General features: G+C 60.5%; 11 protein-coding genes. 6 read left to right on the plus strand and 5 right to left on the minus strand.

The annotated features are described in order from the left end of the window. Positions 1–16: 16 nt before the first annotated feature. Both motA and ACODSM_RS06935 read right to left on the minus strand, forming a co-directional pair. Positions 17–877 carry a flagellar motor stator protein MotA gene (motA, locus tag ACODSM_RS06930; RefSeq protein ID WP_110961870.1) on the minus strand — a complete coding sequence of 287 codons (861 nt, stop codon included), beginning with the start codon at positions 875–877 and terminating at the stop codon, positions 17–19. Between the two features lie 263 nt (positions 878–1140). Then, on the minus strand, positions 1141–2703 hold the full coding sequence (locus ACODSM_RS06935) for a flagellin N-terminal helical domain-containing protein (RefSeq protein WP_488804765.1): 1563 nt from the start codon (positions 2701–2703) through the stop codon (positions 1141–1143). A gap of 337 nt (positions 2704–3040) precedes the next feature. On the opposite strand from ACODSM_RS06935, the gene ACODSM_RS06940 reads away from it, so the two are divergent. Then, complete coding sequence (locus ACODSM_RS06940) at positions 3041–5956, plus strand: heme utilization protein (protein ID WP_488804766.1); 2916 nt, start codon at positions 3041–3043, stop codon at positions 5954–5956. A 100-nt stretch (positions 5957–6056) separates the two neighbouring features. Continuing rightward, positions 6057–7898, plus strand: coding sequence for an O-linked N-acetylglucosamine transferase, SPINDLY family protein (locus ACODSM_RS06945; protein ID WP_488804767.1), 1842 nt, complete (start codon positions 6057–6059; stop codon positions 7896–7898). Here the strand turns inward: ACODSM_RS06945 and ACODSM_RS06950 are convergent. Both ACODSM_RS06950 and ACODSM_RS06955 read right to left on the minus strand, forming a co-directional pair. After that, a complete protein-coding gene (locus ACODSM_RS06950; RefSeq protein ID WP_488804768.1) occupies positions 7879–9393 on the minus strand; it encodes a methyltransferase domain-containing protein in 1515 nt (504 codons plus the stop codon). The two genes, ACODSM_RS06945 and ACODSM_RS06950, sit on opposite strands and share 20 nt — an antisense overlap. Before the next feature lie 15 nt (positions 9394–9408). Next, complete coding sequence (locus ACODSM_RS06955; protein ID WP_488804769.1) at positions 9409–11265, minus strand: class I SAM-dependent methyltransferase; 1857 nt, start codon at positions 11263–11265, stop codon at positions 9409–9411. 380 nt (positions 11266–11645) lie between these two features. On the opposite strand from ACODSM_RS06955, the gene ACODSM_RS06960 reads away from it, so the two are divergent. From ACODSM_RS06960 to ACODSM_RS06975, 4 genes are all read left to right on the plus strand, one after another. Further along, entirely contained in the window at positions 11646–13208 is a 1563-nt protein-coding gene (locus ACODSM_RS06960) for a flagellin N-terminal helical domain-containing protein (protein ID WP_488804770.1), read from the plus strand. 194 nt (positions 13209–13402) lie between these two features. Beyond that, a complete protein-coding gene (fliD, locus tag ACODSM_RS06965; protein WP_488804771.1) occupies positions 13403–14836 on the plus strand; it encodes a flagellar filament capping protein FliD in 1434 nt (477 codons plus the stop codon). Positions 14837–14901: 65 nt separating this feature from the next. After that, on the plus strand, positions 14902–15348 hold the full coding sequence (gene fliS, locus ACODSM_RS06970) for a flagellar export chaperone FliS (RefSeq protein ID WP_488804772.1): 447 nt from the start codon (positions 14902–14904) through the stop codon (positions 15346–15348). Between the two features lie 3 nt (positions 15349–15351). Beyond that, a complete protein-coding gene (locus tag ACODSM_RS06975) occupies positions 15352–15651 on the plus strand; it encodes a flagellar protein FliT (RefSeq protein WP_488804773.1) in 300 nt (99 codons plus the stop codon). A 310-nt stretch (positions 15652–15961) separates the two neighbouring features. On the opposite strand, the gene fliE is transcribed toward ACODSM_RS06975, so the two are convergent. Then, complete coding sequence (gene fliE, locus ACODSM_RS06980; RefSeq protein ID WP_488804774.1) at positions 15962–16273, minus strand: flagellar hook-basal body complex protein FliE; 312 nt, start codon at positions 16271–16273, stop codon at positions 15962–15964. Positions 16274–16402: the final 129 nt, after the last annotated feature.

Here is a 16402-nt window from a genome sequence, read left to right on the forward strand (position 1 = left end):
ACTGCATCCGCGGCGTCTACTTCTTGCCCTTCACATGCCCTTCCAGCTCCGAGAAGCTGGGGCGGACGTTGGAGAACAGCACCTTGCGGCCAAACTCAATGGCCGTGGCCGGGTTGTAGCCCTGCATGCTGGCGAGCAGGGTGGACTTTATGCACTGCAGTTCCTTGGCGGCGTCCTCGGTTTTTTGCTCGACCAAGCCGCCCAGGGGTTCCACCACGCCATAGGCCAGCAAAATCCCGAGGAACGTACCCACCAGCGCCGAGCCGATCATGCCGCCCAGCACCGAAGGTGGCTGGCCCACGGAGCCCATGGTGTTCACCACGCCCAGCACAGCGGCCACGATCCCGAAGGCGGGCAGGGCGCCGGCCAACCGGGCCAGCGCAGCTACTGGAGCATGGGCCTCCTGGTGGTGGGTGTCGATTTCGCTGTCCATCAGGGCCTCGATCTCGTGGGAGTTGAGGTTGCCCGACACCATCATGCGCAGGTAGTCGGTGGTGAATTCGATCACATGGTGGTCGCTGCCCACAGTGGGGTATTTCTTGAAGATCTCGGATTCGTGGGGCGCTTCCACATCCTTCTCAATGGCCATCAGGCCTTCCTTGCGGGCCTTCTGCAGGATGTCATAGAGCATCGCCATCAGCTCCATATAGCGCTCTTTGGTGTATTTGGAGCCCTTGAGCGCCATCGGTAGCGCAGCCATGGTGGCCTTGATCACCTTGGGCTGGTTGTTCACCACAAAAGCACCCAGCGCGCCCCCCAGGATCGTGATGATCTCAAACGGCAGCGCCTTGAGGATCACACTGATGTTGCCCCCGTGCATGATGTACACACCGAAGATGCAGCCCAGGCAGACGACGTAACCGATGATGACGAACATGCTTTAAATGTGTGAGGCGGTCGGATGAGACAACGCTGGGTTACCGGCGGCGCGCCAGACAACCTTGCTGCTGCTAAATGTATCGGATTGCAGCCGACAAAACCAACGCTGTAAATGCAATTGCAGCGTATGACCGGCTATCGATAGATCAGGAACTCCATATGCAGCGGGTGTAAAAAAAAGAGGCCAAATTGGCCTCAGATGCATATATCTTATGGGTGGATGCTCTCATTTATGGAGATTTCATGGACAACCTTGGCCATTTATTTCAGCAGAGCCAAGACGCCTTGGGGAATTTGGTTGGCTTGCGCAACCATGGCAGTGCCGGCCTGCTGCAGGATCTGGGCACGCGATAGATTGGCCGTCTCGGCTGCGAAGTCGGCATCTTGAATGCGTCCGCGCGCTGCTGACATGTTTTCCGAGGACACGTTCAAATTGGCAATGGCCGTTTCAAAGCGCGCCTGCAAGGCACCATAGTTGGCCCGTTGCCCGCTGATGGCGGCGATGGCCGAATCGACGATGGCCAGTGTGCGGTTGGCGCCGTCTACGGTGCTCACATCCATGTTTTGCACCGTCTGAATCTGGCTGCCTGCGGCCGTGGCGATGTTCAAGAAGCCCCCGCCGGCGGCTGCGCCCGCCGCGTCAATTGCGCTGAACGACTTGGAGGAGTCGAGGGTAATCTGACCTGTAATCACCAGCGCATCCGCAGGAATGGTTGCCGGCCCCCCGGTTCCCGGAATCGCAACACCTGCTCCACCGACCAAAGGCCCTCCTGCAGGATCGGTGACGGTAATGGTGTTGGCAGCAAGAGACTCGTTGGCTATCTTGATATCTGTACCAGCTGCGTTGACCAGCACCAGCCCCGTTCCCTCGTCATTCACCCGGGCGGTTACGCCTGTCTTGGCGGCTGCATCGTTAAATGCCTTCGCCGCGTCGCTCAATCCATCGTTGTTGATGGGGTTTCCCACGGTGAATGAAATGGTTACAGCTTGCGCGTCCCCATTGTCCGAAGCCAGCTTGAGGGTGTAGGACGTAGCGGCCGTGAGTCCGGACAGCCCGATTTCCGTTCTCCCGGTGGCGCTGACACCCGTCTTTTCGGTTTGCGCATTGATCAGCGCAGCCATGTCCTTGGCGGATGCTCCGGCAGGATAGGGAATATCTACATTCCCGTAAGCGCCATTGATGGTCATCGTGCTGCCGCCAATGATGGATCCGCCCAGGGCGCCCTGTGCGACCACGGCGTTGGGCGTGCTTCCCAGCGTCAAATCTCCAGTGCCCCCTGTGGTGGTGGCGGCGGTCCCGCCGATCCGGTAGTTCCCGTACGCGTTTGTGCTGAAATTGGACGAGGTTGCCGTGATGGTCTGGTTGGCATTGGCGCCGACTTGGAAAGCGGCGCTGGTGAACGACCCATCGAGCAGCTTGCGGCCGTTAAATTCGGTCGTCTTCGCAATGCGGTCCAGTTCTGAGGTGAGTTGGTTCACCTCGGCGTTCAGTGCTTGGCGGTCGGATGCCGAGTTGGTGGCATTGGCGGATTGGACCGCCAGTTCGCGGATGCGTTGCAGTATGTTGCCGGCCCCACCCAAGGCGCCTTCAGCGACCTGAGCCAGCGAAATGCCATCGTTGGCATTGCGCGCGGCCTGGTTCATGCCGCGGATTTGGGTGGTGAACCGCTCTGAAATCGCCAGGCCCGCAGCATCATCTTTCGCGCTGTTGATCCGCAGGCCGGAGGAGAGGCGCTGGATGGAGGTGCTCAGCGATGCTTGGCTCATGCCCAGATTGCGCTGAGCGGTCAACGAGCTGATGTTGGTGTTGATGGTGGATGCCATTGCGTAACTCCTGCGAGGCTGGAAACAAACATTTCTGCCGGTTCAAGCGTTACCCCTCCGGCGGACTTTGTGGGAACGATGGGAGGAATTGTGGAGATCCGCTGCAATGGTGTTGGCTTGATAAGCAGCTCAAAAGCCGTCCAATCTGCGGATTTGGCGCGCGGCGGAAACGGCGGCCGGGCTGCAACGGGGCATTAGGCCGGCGCAAATAGTTCCTCAAGTTTTGTTTCAGTTGGTCGATACAGCAGATCGAGGGATTCAAATTTGTTGGCGGAATTTGGCGCTGTAAGCCTGGCGTCAGGCACAGCCGCAGCCATTTCCACGAAAGGACAGCAACATGACAATCATTTCCGGGATGTCTGCTTCGCAGATTCAGGCGTTGACCACGACACAGATCCGAGATCTGACGGACAAAGACATCAAGGCGATGAACACGGCGCAGATCAATGCGTTGTCTTCTGCGCAGATCGCCGCGATCGAGACCCGGGATGTCGTGTACTTCAGCGCCGCGCAAATGAAGGCATTCGACGCCAATGCGCTGGCCGGGGGAATGCTGACCTACGACACCAACGTACTTCAGGCCAATCAGCTCAAGGGGCTGACGACCGAGCAGTTGTCTTTGTTGGGAACGCAGGCCATTCAGAAGCTGACGTCCGATCAGGTCAAGCTGCTGGACGCCAAGCAGCTGGCAGGGCTGGGCTCCAACCAGATCCAGGCGCTGGGCGATGATGTCACCGTACTGAGCGCTACCCAGATCAAGGGTTTGGGCACGAGCCAGATTCAAGCGCTGACGACGGACCAAGTCGCAGGCTTGAGCGCCGCCCAGATCAAGGGCTTGACCACCGCCCAGATCGCTGCCATCGAAACCCAGGATCTGGTCAAGCTGGGCACCGATCAGCTGGCGGCTTTGAGCGCCGCACAGGTCAAGGCCCTGAGCACGGGACAGGTGCAGAGCCTGGGCACGGATCAGGTCAAGGGCCTGCAAGGCACGCAAATAGCGGCTTTTAGCACCGATCAGATCAAGGCGCTGGGCACGGGCCAGATCGCCAGCCTGGAAACTTCGCAGATCAAATCGTTGACGGCCGCCCAGCTGGGCGCAATGTCCACCGGGCAGATCGCCGCTTTTGAGACCCAGGATCTGCAGCAGCTGTCTGCCGTTCAGATCAAGGGCTTGGACACGGCGCAAATCCAGGCGCTGACCACGGGCCAAGCCAGCGCACTGAGTGCAGCCCAGATCAAGGGCATGAGCACCGGCCAGATCGCGGCCCTCGAAACGCAGGATTTGGCCAAGCTTGGTACCGAGCAACTGGCGGCCCTGAGTGCCGCCCAGGTCAAGGCGTTGAGTACCGACCAGGTTCAGAGCTTGAGCACCGACCAGGTCAAGGGGCTCCAGGCAGCCCAGATTTCCGCGCTGAGCACGGACCAGATCAGGGCGATGGGTACAGGCCAGATCGCCAGCCTGGAAACTTCACAGATCAAGTCGTTGACGGCTGCCCAGCTGGGCGCCATGGCCACAGGCCAGATCGCCGCCATCGAGACACAGGATCTGGCGCAACTCACTGCTGCCCAGATCAAGAACCTGGACACGGCACAGATCCAGGCCTTGACCACCGGCCAGGCCGGCGCCCTGAGCGCCGCCCAGATCAAGGGCATGAGCACGGCCCAGATCGCGGCGATTGAGACACAGGACCTGGCCAAGCTCGGCACCGAACAAATCGCCGCCCTGAGTGCCGCACAGGTCAAGTCCATGGGCACCGAGCAGATCCAGAGCCTGAGCACCGACCAGGTCAAGGGCTTGCAAGGCGCGCAGATTGCAGCCCTGAGCACGGACCAGATCAAGGCGATGGGCACAGGCCAGATCGCCAATCTGGAAACCTCGCAGATCAAGTCGCTGACAGCCGCCCAATTGGGCGCCATGTCCACCGCCCAGATCGCAGCCATCGAAACGCAAGATCTTGAACTGCTCAGTGCTGCGCAGATCAAGGGTCTGACAACCGACGGCGTCAAGGCGCTCACCACGGGTCAAGTCGGCGCCATGAAGTACGCGCAGATTGCCGCGCTGAGCACTGATCAAATCGCGCAAATCTCCACGGGCGGTATTGCGCAACTGAGCACGGACCAGGTTAAGGCCCTGACAGCCGCGCAACTGGGTGCCATGTCCACCGGTCAGATTGCGGCCATTGAAACGCAGGACTTGGTCCAACTGACCGCCGCACAGCTCAAGAACTTGACCACGGACCAGATTGAGGCCCTAACGACCGGTCAGGCTGGCGCGCTGACCGCAGCGCAGATCAAGGGCATGAGCACGGCCCAGATCGCAGCGATTGAGACCCAGGACCTGGCCAAGCTCGGCACCGAGCAGATTGCCGCTCTGAGTGCTGCCCAGGTCAAGTCCATGAGCACCGGACAGATTCAGAGCCTGAGCACCGACCAAGTCAAGGGTCTCCAGGCCGCGCAAATCACCGCGCTGAGCACGGACCAGATCAAGGTGTTGGGCACGGGCCAGATTGCCAACCTTGAAACCTCGCAGGTCAAGGCGCTGACGGCCGGCCAACTGGGCGCCATGTCCACGGCGCAGATCGCTGCTATCGAAACGCAGGACCTGGAGCAGCTGACGGCGGCCCAGATCAAGGGCCTGACCACCGACGGCGTCAAGGCGCTCACGACCGGCCAGATCGGTGCCATGAAGTACGCGCAGATTGCCGCCCTGAGCACCGACCAGATTGCGCAAGTCTCTACGGGCGGAATCGCGCAACTGAGCACGGACCAAGTCAAGGCGCTGACAGCGGCCCAACTGGGTGCGTTGTCTACCTCCCAGATCGCCGCAATCGAAACCCAGGATCTGGTGGAGCTGACGGCGGCCCAGTTGAAGAATCTGGGCTCCGACAGCATCAAGGCGCTGACCACGAGCCAGGCGGCCGCGCTCACGGCCACCCAGGTGGCTTCCCTCTCGGCCAACCAGATCCAGGCGATGGAAACCCAGGATCTGGCGAAGGTCAGCACATCTGGCATCCAGGCGTTGACTGCCAACCAGGTCAAGGCACTGACGACAGGCCAAGTGCAGAACTTGACGACGGACCAGATCACAAGCCTGGGCAGCACCCAGATCTCGAGCCTGACCACGGACCAGGTGCAGAGCCTTACCACGACCCAGGTGAAGAGCCTGACGACAGACCAGACCAGCGCACTGACGCCCGCCCAGATCGGCGCTATGACGACAGACCAAATCCAGCAATTGGCCATTCCCCAGTAGTCTTTACAGGCCTTTACGGTCTGAGGCCTTCGCATAAGCTCTGCTACCCCCCGGCATTCCGAGGCCAGGGGATGCAGAGTATTTTTTGTAGGGGAGTGCCTTGACCGACAGCCTAAACACCGACTATGCGGACGTCGTCAACCGGGTCTGGCAGCGACAGATCGAGTTTCCGCAGCTGCTTCACTACACCGACTTGCTTGCAGTCGGAGGCCAGCGCGGGCTCGTGGCGGTTCTGTACCGCACATGGCTGCAACGTCACCCTGGTTCTTCGTACAACCTGTTTGCTTGGTTCAATCTGGGCGTGGTGTTGTTCAGCGATGGCGACCTGGAGGGCGCGGGGCAGGCCTATGAACAATCCCTGGCGTTGTCACCGGGCTTTGTGCAGTCGCGCTTTAACCTGGGGCTGGTGCGCGAGCGCCAGGGCCAGACCGATGCCGCCATCGCCTTGTGGAAGCAGGTGCAGGAACACGCTGACCCCGCCCAAGCCGACCAGCGCCCGATACTGATCTCGGCCTTGAACAACCAGGCGCGGGTCCAGGAAACGCGCAAGCAGTTCGCCGACGCCTTCGATTGCCTGAACCGCAGCTTGGCTCTGGATCCGGGGCAGACGGATGTGCTGCACCACTGGATCTTTATCCGGGCCAAGCAATGCCTCTGGCCGGTTTACGATGCGCCTGCTGGCGTGGATCCACAGCTCCTGCGCGACTCCACCTCGGCACTGGCTTTGCTGAGCCTGTCGGACGATCCGCAACGCCAGTTGGCGACCGCGCGGGGCTATGCCGAGCGCAAACTGCCGGCCCACCTGCCGCGGCTGGCTCCGGAAGAGGGCTACCGGCATGAAAAGATCCGCATTGGGTACTGCTCTTCGGATTTTTGTCTGCACCCGGTCTCCATGCTGACGGTGGAGTTGCTGGAGTTGCACGATCGCTCCAGGTTCGAGGTATACGGCTTCTGCTGGTCGCCCAACGATGGTTCGGCGATGCGCCAGCGTGTGGTGAACGCCTTCGACCACTACATCGGCATTCATCTGCTGACCGAGGAGGCTTCGGCCAGGTTGATACGCGAGCATGAAATCGACATCCTCATCGATTTGCAGGGCCAGACCTCCGGGGCCCGCATGCAGATGCTGGCGTGGCGCCCCGCACCCGTGCAGATAACGTATCTGGGCCTGCCGGCCACCACCGGCATGGCCTGCATCGACTACGTGATTGCCGACCGCTTTTTAATCCCCGAGGAGTACGCCAGCAACTATTCGGAAAAACCCATTTACATGCCGGATGTGTACCAGGTGAGCGACCGCAAGCGCCTGTGCGCCCCGATACCCACGCGAAAAGGTTGTGGCTTGCCGGCCCAAGGCACCGTGTTCTGCTCCTTCAACAACAACTACAAGTTCACGCCCGAGGTGTTCGGTGCCTGGATGAACATCCTGCGACGCGTGCCCGACAGCGTGCTGTGGCTGCTGTCGGACAACCCCTGGGCACAGGCGAACCTGCAGCGCGAGGCCGCAGCGAGTGGCCTGGACCCGCAACGGCTGGTGTTTGCAGAACGCGCCCTGCCCGAAAACTACCTGGCTCGCTACGCGCTGGCAGACCTCTTCCTGGACACCTTCCCCTTCAACGCGGGCACCACCGCCAATGATGCCTTGTGGATGGGTCTGCCCGTCCTCACGCTCTCGGGGCGCAGCTTTGCCGCACGCATGGCCGGAGCCCTGCTCACAGCCGCGGGCCTGCCGGAACTGATCACTTACGACCTGCAGGCCTACGAGGACAAGGCGGTGGAGTTGGCCACCACCCCGGGCGCCTGCCTGCGCCTGCGCGAGCACCTCGAAGCGGAACGTGCCAGTGGGGTGCTGTTCGACACGCCGCGCTTCGTGCGCAACCTGGAACGGGAACTGGCGAACCTCCTTGCGCCGACGACTCTGCTCAGGCCGGGCGCAGCCTGAACAGGTATTGGAAGGCCTGGGCGTCGGTCAAGGCCTGATCGCCGTCCGCGCCAGCGGCCTCGGCAATCGCCCTTATGCCGTCCATCAGGGCCTTTGGAGGTTGGGAAGGCAACTGTCGGCTGAAGCCGGTTTCCATGGCCCAGCCCGTTTGGGTGAACATCTCGAGCATGGTTGTGCGCGTAAACCAACGGATGTGGGTCCGGTCCAGCAACCCGGAGTCCTCGTAGCGAAACTGCCCGGTGGCCAGACGCATCTGCACGCTCCAGTGTTGGGCGTTGGGCAGACATACGAGCAGGCAGCCCTGGGGATCAATGCGTTCGCGCACCATCCGCACGACGCGCCAAGGGTCGCGCAGGTGTTCCAGGCAGTCGCCGAAGATCCAGCAGTCGCTGGGGAACAGCTGTCCAAACTCTTGCGCGGACAGGGCTTCGATGTCAGCGCCCAGGGCCTGGTTGCAGTACTGCGCCGCCGTGTGGGCATAGTCGGGGTCGATGTCGATACCGACGTAGTGAACGCCGGGATTCGCCTCGCGATAGGCGCGGGCCATGGCCCCATGCATGCAGCCCACTTCGACGATGCGGCGTGCCTCGGCTGGAATCAGCCCCATCAGGTCGGTGTTGACCACATTGTGGGCGGGCGTCTGTTTCATTGGCGGCGGTGGGTGGGGACTGGGGGGGGCGGCGGTAGTGATCTCTGCGATCTTCTGCCGCGTCTGATCCAGAAAACGCAGCGACATTCCGTCGGCCTCTTCATTGCGATCGTATTCATCGAAGTAGGCGTCTGAGCGCACATAGCCGGCCTGTAGATCGGCGCCTCCCATGCCCTTCTTCACCTCGAAGTAGAACTGCCGGCTTTGCACCACGTAGTGGTTGATCCGAAACACGTCATAACTGGGGACGAGCTCCTGCATCCACCCGTGCGTGATGGGGCGCATGTTCTCATCAAAGGTGCCGCGCTCCGTGTCGAATAGGTGCGAGCGCGCGGGGGTCACCCTCTCGCCACCACGAACGATCGACTTGATGTGCCGGTTGGGCAGGAAGTCGTCGCTGCTATGTCTTGGATGGGTCTCCAGGACCAAGCCGTTCGGGTCCGTCACATGGCCGCTGCTGCCATAGCATTTCCAGAACACACCCAGTGCGGAAAGCGCGCGCTCGTCATAGGGCGCAAGGGCCTCCTGCATCGTCTGCGCCTGCGTGGGAAAGAGGAATTCATCACCGTCGATGAAGGCCATCCAGTCGACCTCGCTTCCGAAGCGCTCCCACGCATGGTGGTAGGCCGATAGCTGCGGGAAATCGTCCATCTCCAGCGCAAAGACCTCAATCGGGCAGCGCGTGGCGAGTTCCAGCAACGTCTCCTTCATGCCGTCGTCGGTCTTGTGACAGTAGATGTAGAACTGGTTGAAGCCCACGGCCAGATGGAAGGCAATCCACTCCACGATGTACTTGTTGCGGTTGCGCTGGATGGAGGCGATTGCGATTTTTCCGGTCTTTAGCATGCGAGTCTCGCCTTATCACCACATGGTCTTGAAGGAGCCTGGCTCCAGGTGGCAGCCTATGGCTCGGGCAATCTCCAGCCCCTTTTCGTAGGAGAAACCTTTGTCAGTGGTCGGCTGGAAAAACTCGACGAACTCAAGACTGCGCTTGCCCAGCACGAAGCCTCCCACCAGGGGCGGAGCGATGGAATACATCTTGGGCAGCAGGGCCATCATGGAGGTTGCGGGCACCCCGATCAGGTGCTCCTCCAGATCGCCGGGCTGCATGGCGTCTTGCGGATAAAACCACAGCGGCGTGCTGATGAACAGAAAGGCATCATCGCGCATGCTGGTGAGAAGATCCCGCAGCAACTGTTTGGCGGCGTCCGGCGGCAGGTGCTCGATCACGTCCAGCAGGCAGATGATCCGGTACCGGTTGAACTGCTCTTTGGGGATGTCCTGCGCCAGCCCTTGCCACAGGTTGCGATAGACCGCCTTGCCGATCAGAGCCTTGTTATGGCAGTTGGCCTGAAAACCATCGACGCCATCCACCGCCCAATGTGCGGTCGCCGGGTTGCTGCGAATTTGCATGCCCAGGTTGCCGGCGCCGAAACCGATATCCAGCACCTCGGTGGGTTGTTCATTGTCTTCGAGGATATGGAAGATAAGCCCCTTGGGTGATGCGGAGTCACCTTGTACGGCCAGGTGGGTTTCTTGCAGCGCAATCGTGGTTTGGTAGTCGCGCACCACCTGCACGAGCGCCGCTGTGCTGTCGGGCGGAACGGCCGGAAAGATGCGTTGCTGCAGCTCTGCGTAAGCGCTGAGGAAGTCGCCATGCCGCGTCTCGTTGTAAGCCAGTTTGAGTGCATCGCTGGCAATGGCCTCGTGCCTGAAGCGTGCAGTGGGCAGGCCCGACCAGGCGCACTGAAAGGTGCTGTAGGGGGCGCAGCGCCAGCTGCCGCGGGCCAGCAGCAGAGAAGCGATGCGCTCGATGATGAACACCTTGCGTGACACCTGGCCAGGGTATGTCGTGGGTGCATTGATCCGGGATGCGGGCGGCGAGTCGTTCGCTTCGGCCAGTGCGAATATCTTCTCGCACAGCGCCAGCCACTCGTGCCAGAAAGCGGGTTTAGCGACGATAAAGTTGCTGAACACCACTTGCCGGGAGTCCATCACCAGGGACTTTAAGTCAACGGGTTGCCCAATGTGCGAGAGCAGTTCTTCGCACGCATCGAGCAAGCCGGGGTCGAACGTTTCGCCCTGGATAAAAACGTTGAGAAAAAACGCACCCATATCGGCCTGCGGGCTGAAGGTGAACACGTCGGCCTGGGGGTGCGCCTCCATGAACCGAATGACATCAGCCCCTGACAGCCCCGTCTTGCTGGTGAACTTTGGCGAGAGGAAACCATAGAAAGTGTCGTCATCCAGGGGCGTCTCCAGCAGGTAGCGGCGCATGGGCCAGTACTCGCGCCAGTCTGGGCGCTGGTTCGCCGAGTTGTCGAGGATGGCGATATCGGGATCCGTCTGCACCAAGGTTTCGGGAGACCACGCAATGCTGAACAGTTCAACCCTGCCGACGCCAGGCGGTTCGGTCGGGGATACCTGGGCCAAGGCTGTGCGTGCCTGGGGCAAGTCGGGGTTCTGCGCCAGTGCGGCCGCAAAGGCCTGCCGTGCGCCTTCTAGGTTCCCGCTGCCCTGGAGCAGGAGTCCCAGGTTGAACTGCGCGGCCCAGTCCATCGGCGACGGGCCTTGTTTGAGCCACTCGCGGTAGAGCGCAATGGCGTCCTTTGAACCGCCCTGGGCCAGCAATGCTTCTGCGGCGCCGATTGTGTCGATCACGCTGCGGGCTGCATGGGGATTCGCCGATGGAGAGTGAGGAGCGCTGAGGCGGTTCATGGAGGACCCGTTCTTGGGTGGGGATGCCGATCCGGTGCGGCACAGGCAGGCTTCAGAAAACACTGCTTTGGCCGAAAAATTCTCACATAACGCCCGAGCGGGGGATGTCCGGATCAGGGCTGGAAACTGGTACTAATTACCTGATGCCAGAGTCCCGCGAGATCTGCCAAAGCTGTCCGTCCGAGTTGCCCGCCCAAATAGTTCTTGCAAGGCTCTAAAGTTTTCGGGATGACAACCGAAAACATTTGCAACGGGACGTGAATGTTCCCGCCGTTCTACAGAAGGCCCGTTGGCGCTGTGAACCGTATGGCCGGGTGCTTGCCTGGCACCCAGGTTGGCGGCAACGCCATATTTAGTCAGTTCTTTTCAGGAGATTTGCCATGGCAGCTACCATCAACACCAACGTCGCCTCCTTGACCGCCCAGCGCAACCTGGGAATGAGCCAAGCTTCGCTGAACACTTCCATCCAGCGCCTGTCTTCGGGCTTGCGCATCAACAGCGCCAAGGACGATGCCGCCGGTCTGGCCATCTCCGAGCGTTTCACTTCGCAGATCCGCGGCCTGAACCAAGCCGTGCGCAATGCCAACGACGGCATCTCGTTGGCGCAAACCGCTGAAGGCGCGTTGGCTTCGTCCGGCAACATCCTGCAGCGTGTGCGCGAACTGGCAGTGCAGTCAGCCAACGCGACCAACTCCGCTTCGGACCGCCAAGCCCTGAACGCCGAAGTGAATCAGCTCACCTCCGAGCTGGACCGTATCGCCAAGACCACCGACTTCAACGGCCGCAAGCTGCTCGATGGCTCGTTTACCAGCGCGGCTTTCCAAGTCGGCGCCAATGCCAACCAGACCATCACCGCAACGTCGTCGAACTTCAGCACCAGTGCTTATGGCAACTACCGCATTGGCGGCAAGGCTGCCTCCACCACGGGCGGTTCCGGTGACCTGACCCTGGGTAGCTCGGCGGGTGCCTTGGTCGCACAAGGCGCGGTGGGGAATTCCAACATCGCAGGCGGCACCCTTGACGTCAATGGCGCATACGGTAATGAGACCATCACATACGCGGCCGGCGCTTCCGCCAAGGACGTCGCGGCGCTGGTGAATGCCCAGACTGAGAAGACTGGCGTGAGTGCCACGGCGCGCACCGAGATCGGCCTGTCCGGTCTGGTTGCGGGTAACTCCTACACGCTGAAGCTGGCCTCCGACAATGCTGATACCAACCCTGTGACGATTTCCTTCACGATCGGTGCACAGCTAAACAACGACGGCCTGAGCGACGCTGCCAAGGCTTTCAACGACGCCGCTGCCAAGACGGGTGTGACGGCGCGGGTGAATGACACGGGCACGGGCCTGGTGCTGACCAACGCGGCCGGCAATGACGTCAAGGTGGTGAACGATTCGGTCGCCGCTAACACTATCAACGTGACCAACGCAGACGGCACGGCTCTGGCTGGTGGCGCTGGTGCCGGTATTGCCGGTGCCGATGGCGCCGGGTCCTTCGGTACGGACGATCTGGTGGCCACGGGTCAGATCACGCTGGATTCCTCTAAGTCGTTCAGCGCGGTGGACTCGGGCGGTGCAGCGGCCGGCGGCGGCTTCCTGCTTGCAGCAACCTCCACTGCCAGCCAGATGCAAACGGTGCAAAACATGGATGTGAGCACGGTGGATGGCGCCAACCGCACTCTGGCCATCGTCGATGCAGCACTCTCCGCCATCAGCGGTCAACGCGCAAGCTACGGTGCTTTGCAAGCTCGCTTTGAAAGCACCGTCAACAACCTGCAAAGCACGTCCGAAAACACCTCCGCTGCACGCGGCCGTATCCTGGACGCTGATTTCGCCGCGGAAACCGCGAATCTGTCGCGTTCGCAGATCCTGCAGCAGGCCGGCACGGCGATGGTGGCACAAGCCAACCAGCTGCCCCAAGGTGTGTTGGCCCTGCTGCGATAACAGCGACGAGTAGGCAGCGATGCTTAGCGCAAGGCGGTGGCGATTTTCTCGCCTCCGCCTTGTCTCGTTTGCACCGGCTGTTTTAACGCTGTAGATTGATGCTGTTCTCAGGTGCTTATCGGCGGGATGGTTGGGCTTCGTTGCCTCAAAATCCCTGTTGGTAGAAGAACTGGGCGCGTTTTCAGGAGGTCGATATGGCAAGCTTCTCATCGATAGGTATTGGTCTGGGCGGCAGTGTGGACGTCAATGGCCTCATCAAAGCATCGGTTGATGCGGTCAAGATCCCGATCACCAAGACCAACGGCTTGAATGACCAAGCCAGCTTCGTCAGCGCGAAGATATCCACGTTTGGGCAGCTCAAATCGATGGTGTCCGCCTTGCAAGACGCTGTGGGCAAGCTCAACAGCGTCACGGGTTGGAACGGCGTGACGACGACTTCTTCAAACACTGATTTCGTCACTGCCAGTGCCACGGGCGGCACTGTCGCGACCTCCTTCAGTGTGGAGGTGCAGAGTCTCGCCAAGGCCCAGACCATGTCGTCCGCTCCCATGCTGCCGGTGGGCGGATTCATGGGTGTGGGTTCCCTGAAGCTTCAATTGGGCTCGCCCCAGGCCATCGCGGGGGGCACCGCCAATTCCATCGACATTGCCGTGGGTCCAACGGACAAGCTGTCCGATGTGGCGGGGAAAATCAACGGTGCCAATGTAGGCGTTACAGCGACCATCCTTTCGGACGCGTCGGGCGAGCGTTTGTTGTTGCGCAGCAAAGCGACGGGTGCAGACGCCAGCTTCAAGCTCACCGTGACGGATGGAGACGGCAACGACGCAGACGCGCTGGGCCTGTCTCGCCTTACTACTGGGGCGACCATTGAAGCCGGCGCCAATGCGCAGGCCACCGTCAACGGCATCGCCGTGTCTTCCGCGACCAACCAGTTTGCCAATACGGTGGCTGGCGTCACGTTCAACGCGGTCAAGGTCACCACATCGCCGGTTGAAGTCACGGTGGCAAAGGACGACAGTGCGGTCAAAGCCAATGTGGATGCTTTCGTCAAGGCATACAACACGCTCAATCAAGCGCTCAACAGCATTACTAAGTACGACAAAGAAACCAAGACGGCCGGCTTGCTCCAGGGCGATTCGACGGCTCTTGGGCTTCAAAATGCGTTGCGTAACGCGATCCAATCGGTTGCCAATGGTTCAGGCCCGTTTCGGAGCCTGTCGGATATCGGCATCGTGACCGCTGGAGGGCCTTCCAATCTCTCGCCCACGGGAGACCTGGAGGTCAATACCGCCAAGCTCAACAAGGCGCTAGAGAACCCCGATGCGGTCAAGGCAATGTTTCGTGGACCAGAGGGCGGAACCACCGACGATGGTGTGGCCGAAAAGATCAATGCGGTCACAAAGGGCTTGTTGTCCACCACAGGGTTTTTTGCCAGCAAAGACAAGCTGCTTCAGAACTCTCTCAAGCTAAACGCCGAAGAGATCCAGCGTGTTAACGACAAGGCCGACCGGATGGAGGCGAGCCTGAAGGCACGTTACACCGCCCTTGATAAACAGATGACCCAGCTGAATGCGCTCAATGCCTATATCAGCCAGCAAGTGACTACCTGGAACAAATCTTCGGGTTGATTTGAGCTTCAGTTTTGGCGGCGTGCGCCGATAACTAAAGTAAACCCACCGCAAGGATTGCCAGCATGTTCAGCGCCTTCAGCCCCCGTGCAGCCAACGCTTATCAGCGTATCAACGTTGAAACCAGCATGCACACCATCGACCAGCACCAGCTTGTCGCACTGCTGTATGAGGGTGTCCTCAACGCCATCGCCACGGCGCGTGGTGCGCTGGCCCGTGGCGATGTGTTGGGAAAGGTCAACAATATCTCCAAGGCCATCCGGATTCTTGAGGAGGGGCTGAGTACTGCGCTCGACCGGGCTGAGGGTGGCGAGATCGCGCAAAATCTGGGCGACCTGTACGACTACTGCATGCACCGTTTAATCTTGGCCAACGCGCGCAACGACGATGCCATGATGTCGGAAGTGATGAGGCTGATCGAGCCCGTCGCCCAGGGCTGGAATGAAATCAAGAAACAACCAGATGCCGCCAATGCGCTCGCCTCAGGCCAGCCCGTGCTGGCGGAGGCTTGAACCATGTCCCACATGCTGATTGATTACTACAAGGCTATTGAAGACAGCAGCGCCAAGATGCTCGAAGCCGCCAAGCTCAAGGATTGGGATAGCGTGGTGCGCTATGAAGGCGCGTGCGCTGTGCTCATCGAGCAACTGCGCTTCAAGTCCCAGGAGCACGAACTGCTGCCTGAGCACCGCCGTGAAAAGACCCGCATCATGCAGCGCATCTTGCGTAACGATGCGCAAATCCGTTGCTTGGCTGAGCCTTGGCTTGCCCAATTCGAACATCTGTTCGAAGGTCAGCCTCAGATGATGCATTGAGTGCAGTTGCGGGCGTGCCCGAGCTTTTCGATGGCGATGGCCTGACACGAGGCATGGCTTGGTAGAGTGAGCAGTCGGGTGAGGGGGCTCCGGCCCTCTCGGGAGCTGATCGGTGCTTTGCCGAGGGGTTCTGCACACAGCAGGCGGGGTGTGGCGACCTGAATGAGTCCAAATTTCAGGAATTTGGATCAAATTGGCATCAAGCGCTAGCCCGATATGCCTTTAAAGCTATTGAAAAGATAGCAATTGCGTGGGGCTAGCGCAGTGCCACGCTTTTTTAGCCGGGAGGCGCAGCAACATCTGTCCGCTGTTACACCTGCATGTTCATGATGTCGGTATACGCCTGCACCATGCGGTTGCGCACGTGCAAGGTGGCCTGAAAGCCGATTTGCGCCTTCTGTATCGCCACCATGGTTTCTTCCAAGCTCACGGAGGGGTTTTCCATTTGCACCTCCCTTTGCATTTCTGAAGACTTGTTCTGAGCGGCACTCACCGACTGCAACGCGCCCTTGAGCGCGCCAGAGAAGCCGACTTCATTGCCCGTGGTTTGCGGCGCTGCGGCACGGCGCGCGACGCCAGCGCCCGTCAGCGAGGCGGTTGAGCTGGAGATGCGAAGGTCCATGGCGGTATCCGTAGGGGAATGGCAGTATGCTGCGTATCCTAGCTACCGGCCCAGGATGCATCGCGCTGAATAGATGGCCAAACGGACGGCTTATCCAGCGAACATTGTGGGGGCGTGACCGAATAATCG

Source organism: Acidovorax sp. FG42, from assembly GCF_057809195.1.

Excerpts from the sequence above, each read along its gene's own strand:
- motA (WP_110961870.1), bottom strand. The coding sequence starts at position 877 with ATGTTCGTCATCATCGGTTACGTCGTCTGCCTGGGCTGCATCTTCGGT.
- ACODSM_RS06935 (WP_488804765.1), bottom strand. The coding sequence starts at position 2,703 with ATGGCATCCACCATCAACACCAACATCAGCTCGTTGACCGCTCAGCGC.
- ACODSM_RS06940 (WP_488804766.1), top strand. The coding sequence starts at position 3,041 with ATGACAATCATTTCCGGGATGTCTGCTTCGCAGATTCAGGCGTTGACC.
- ACODSM_RS06950 (WP_488804768.1), bottom strand. The coding sequence starts at position 9,393 with ATGCTAAAGACCGGAAAAATCGCAATCGCCTCCATCCAGCGCAACCGC.
- ACODSM_RS06955 (WP_488804769.1), bottom strand. The coding sequence starts at position 11,265 with ATGAACCGCCTCAGCGCTCCTCACTCTCCATCGGCGAATCCCCATGCA.
- ACODSM_RS06960 (WP_488804770.1), top strand. The coding sequence starts at position 11,646 with ATGGCAGCTACCATCAACACCAACGTCGCCTCCTTGACCGCCCAGCGC.
- fliD (WP_488804771.1), top strand. The coding sequence starts at position 13,403 with ATGGCAAGCTTCTCATCGATAGGTATTGGTCTGGGCGGCAGTGTGGAC.
- fliS (WP_488804772.1), top strand. The coding sequence starts at position 14,902 with ATGTTCAGCGCCTTCAGCCCCCGTGCAGCCAACGCTTATCAGCGTATC.
- ACODSM_RS06975 (WP_488804773.1), top strand. The coding sequence starts at position 15,352 with ATGTCCCACATGCTGATTGATTACTACAAGGCTATTGAAGACAGCAGC.
- fliE (WP_488804774.1), bottom strand. The coding sequence starts at position 16,273 with ATGGACCTTCGCATCTCCAGCTCAACCGCCTCGCTGACGGGCGCTGGC.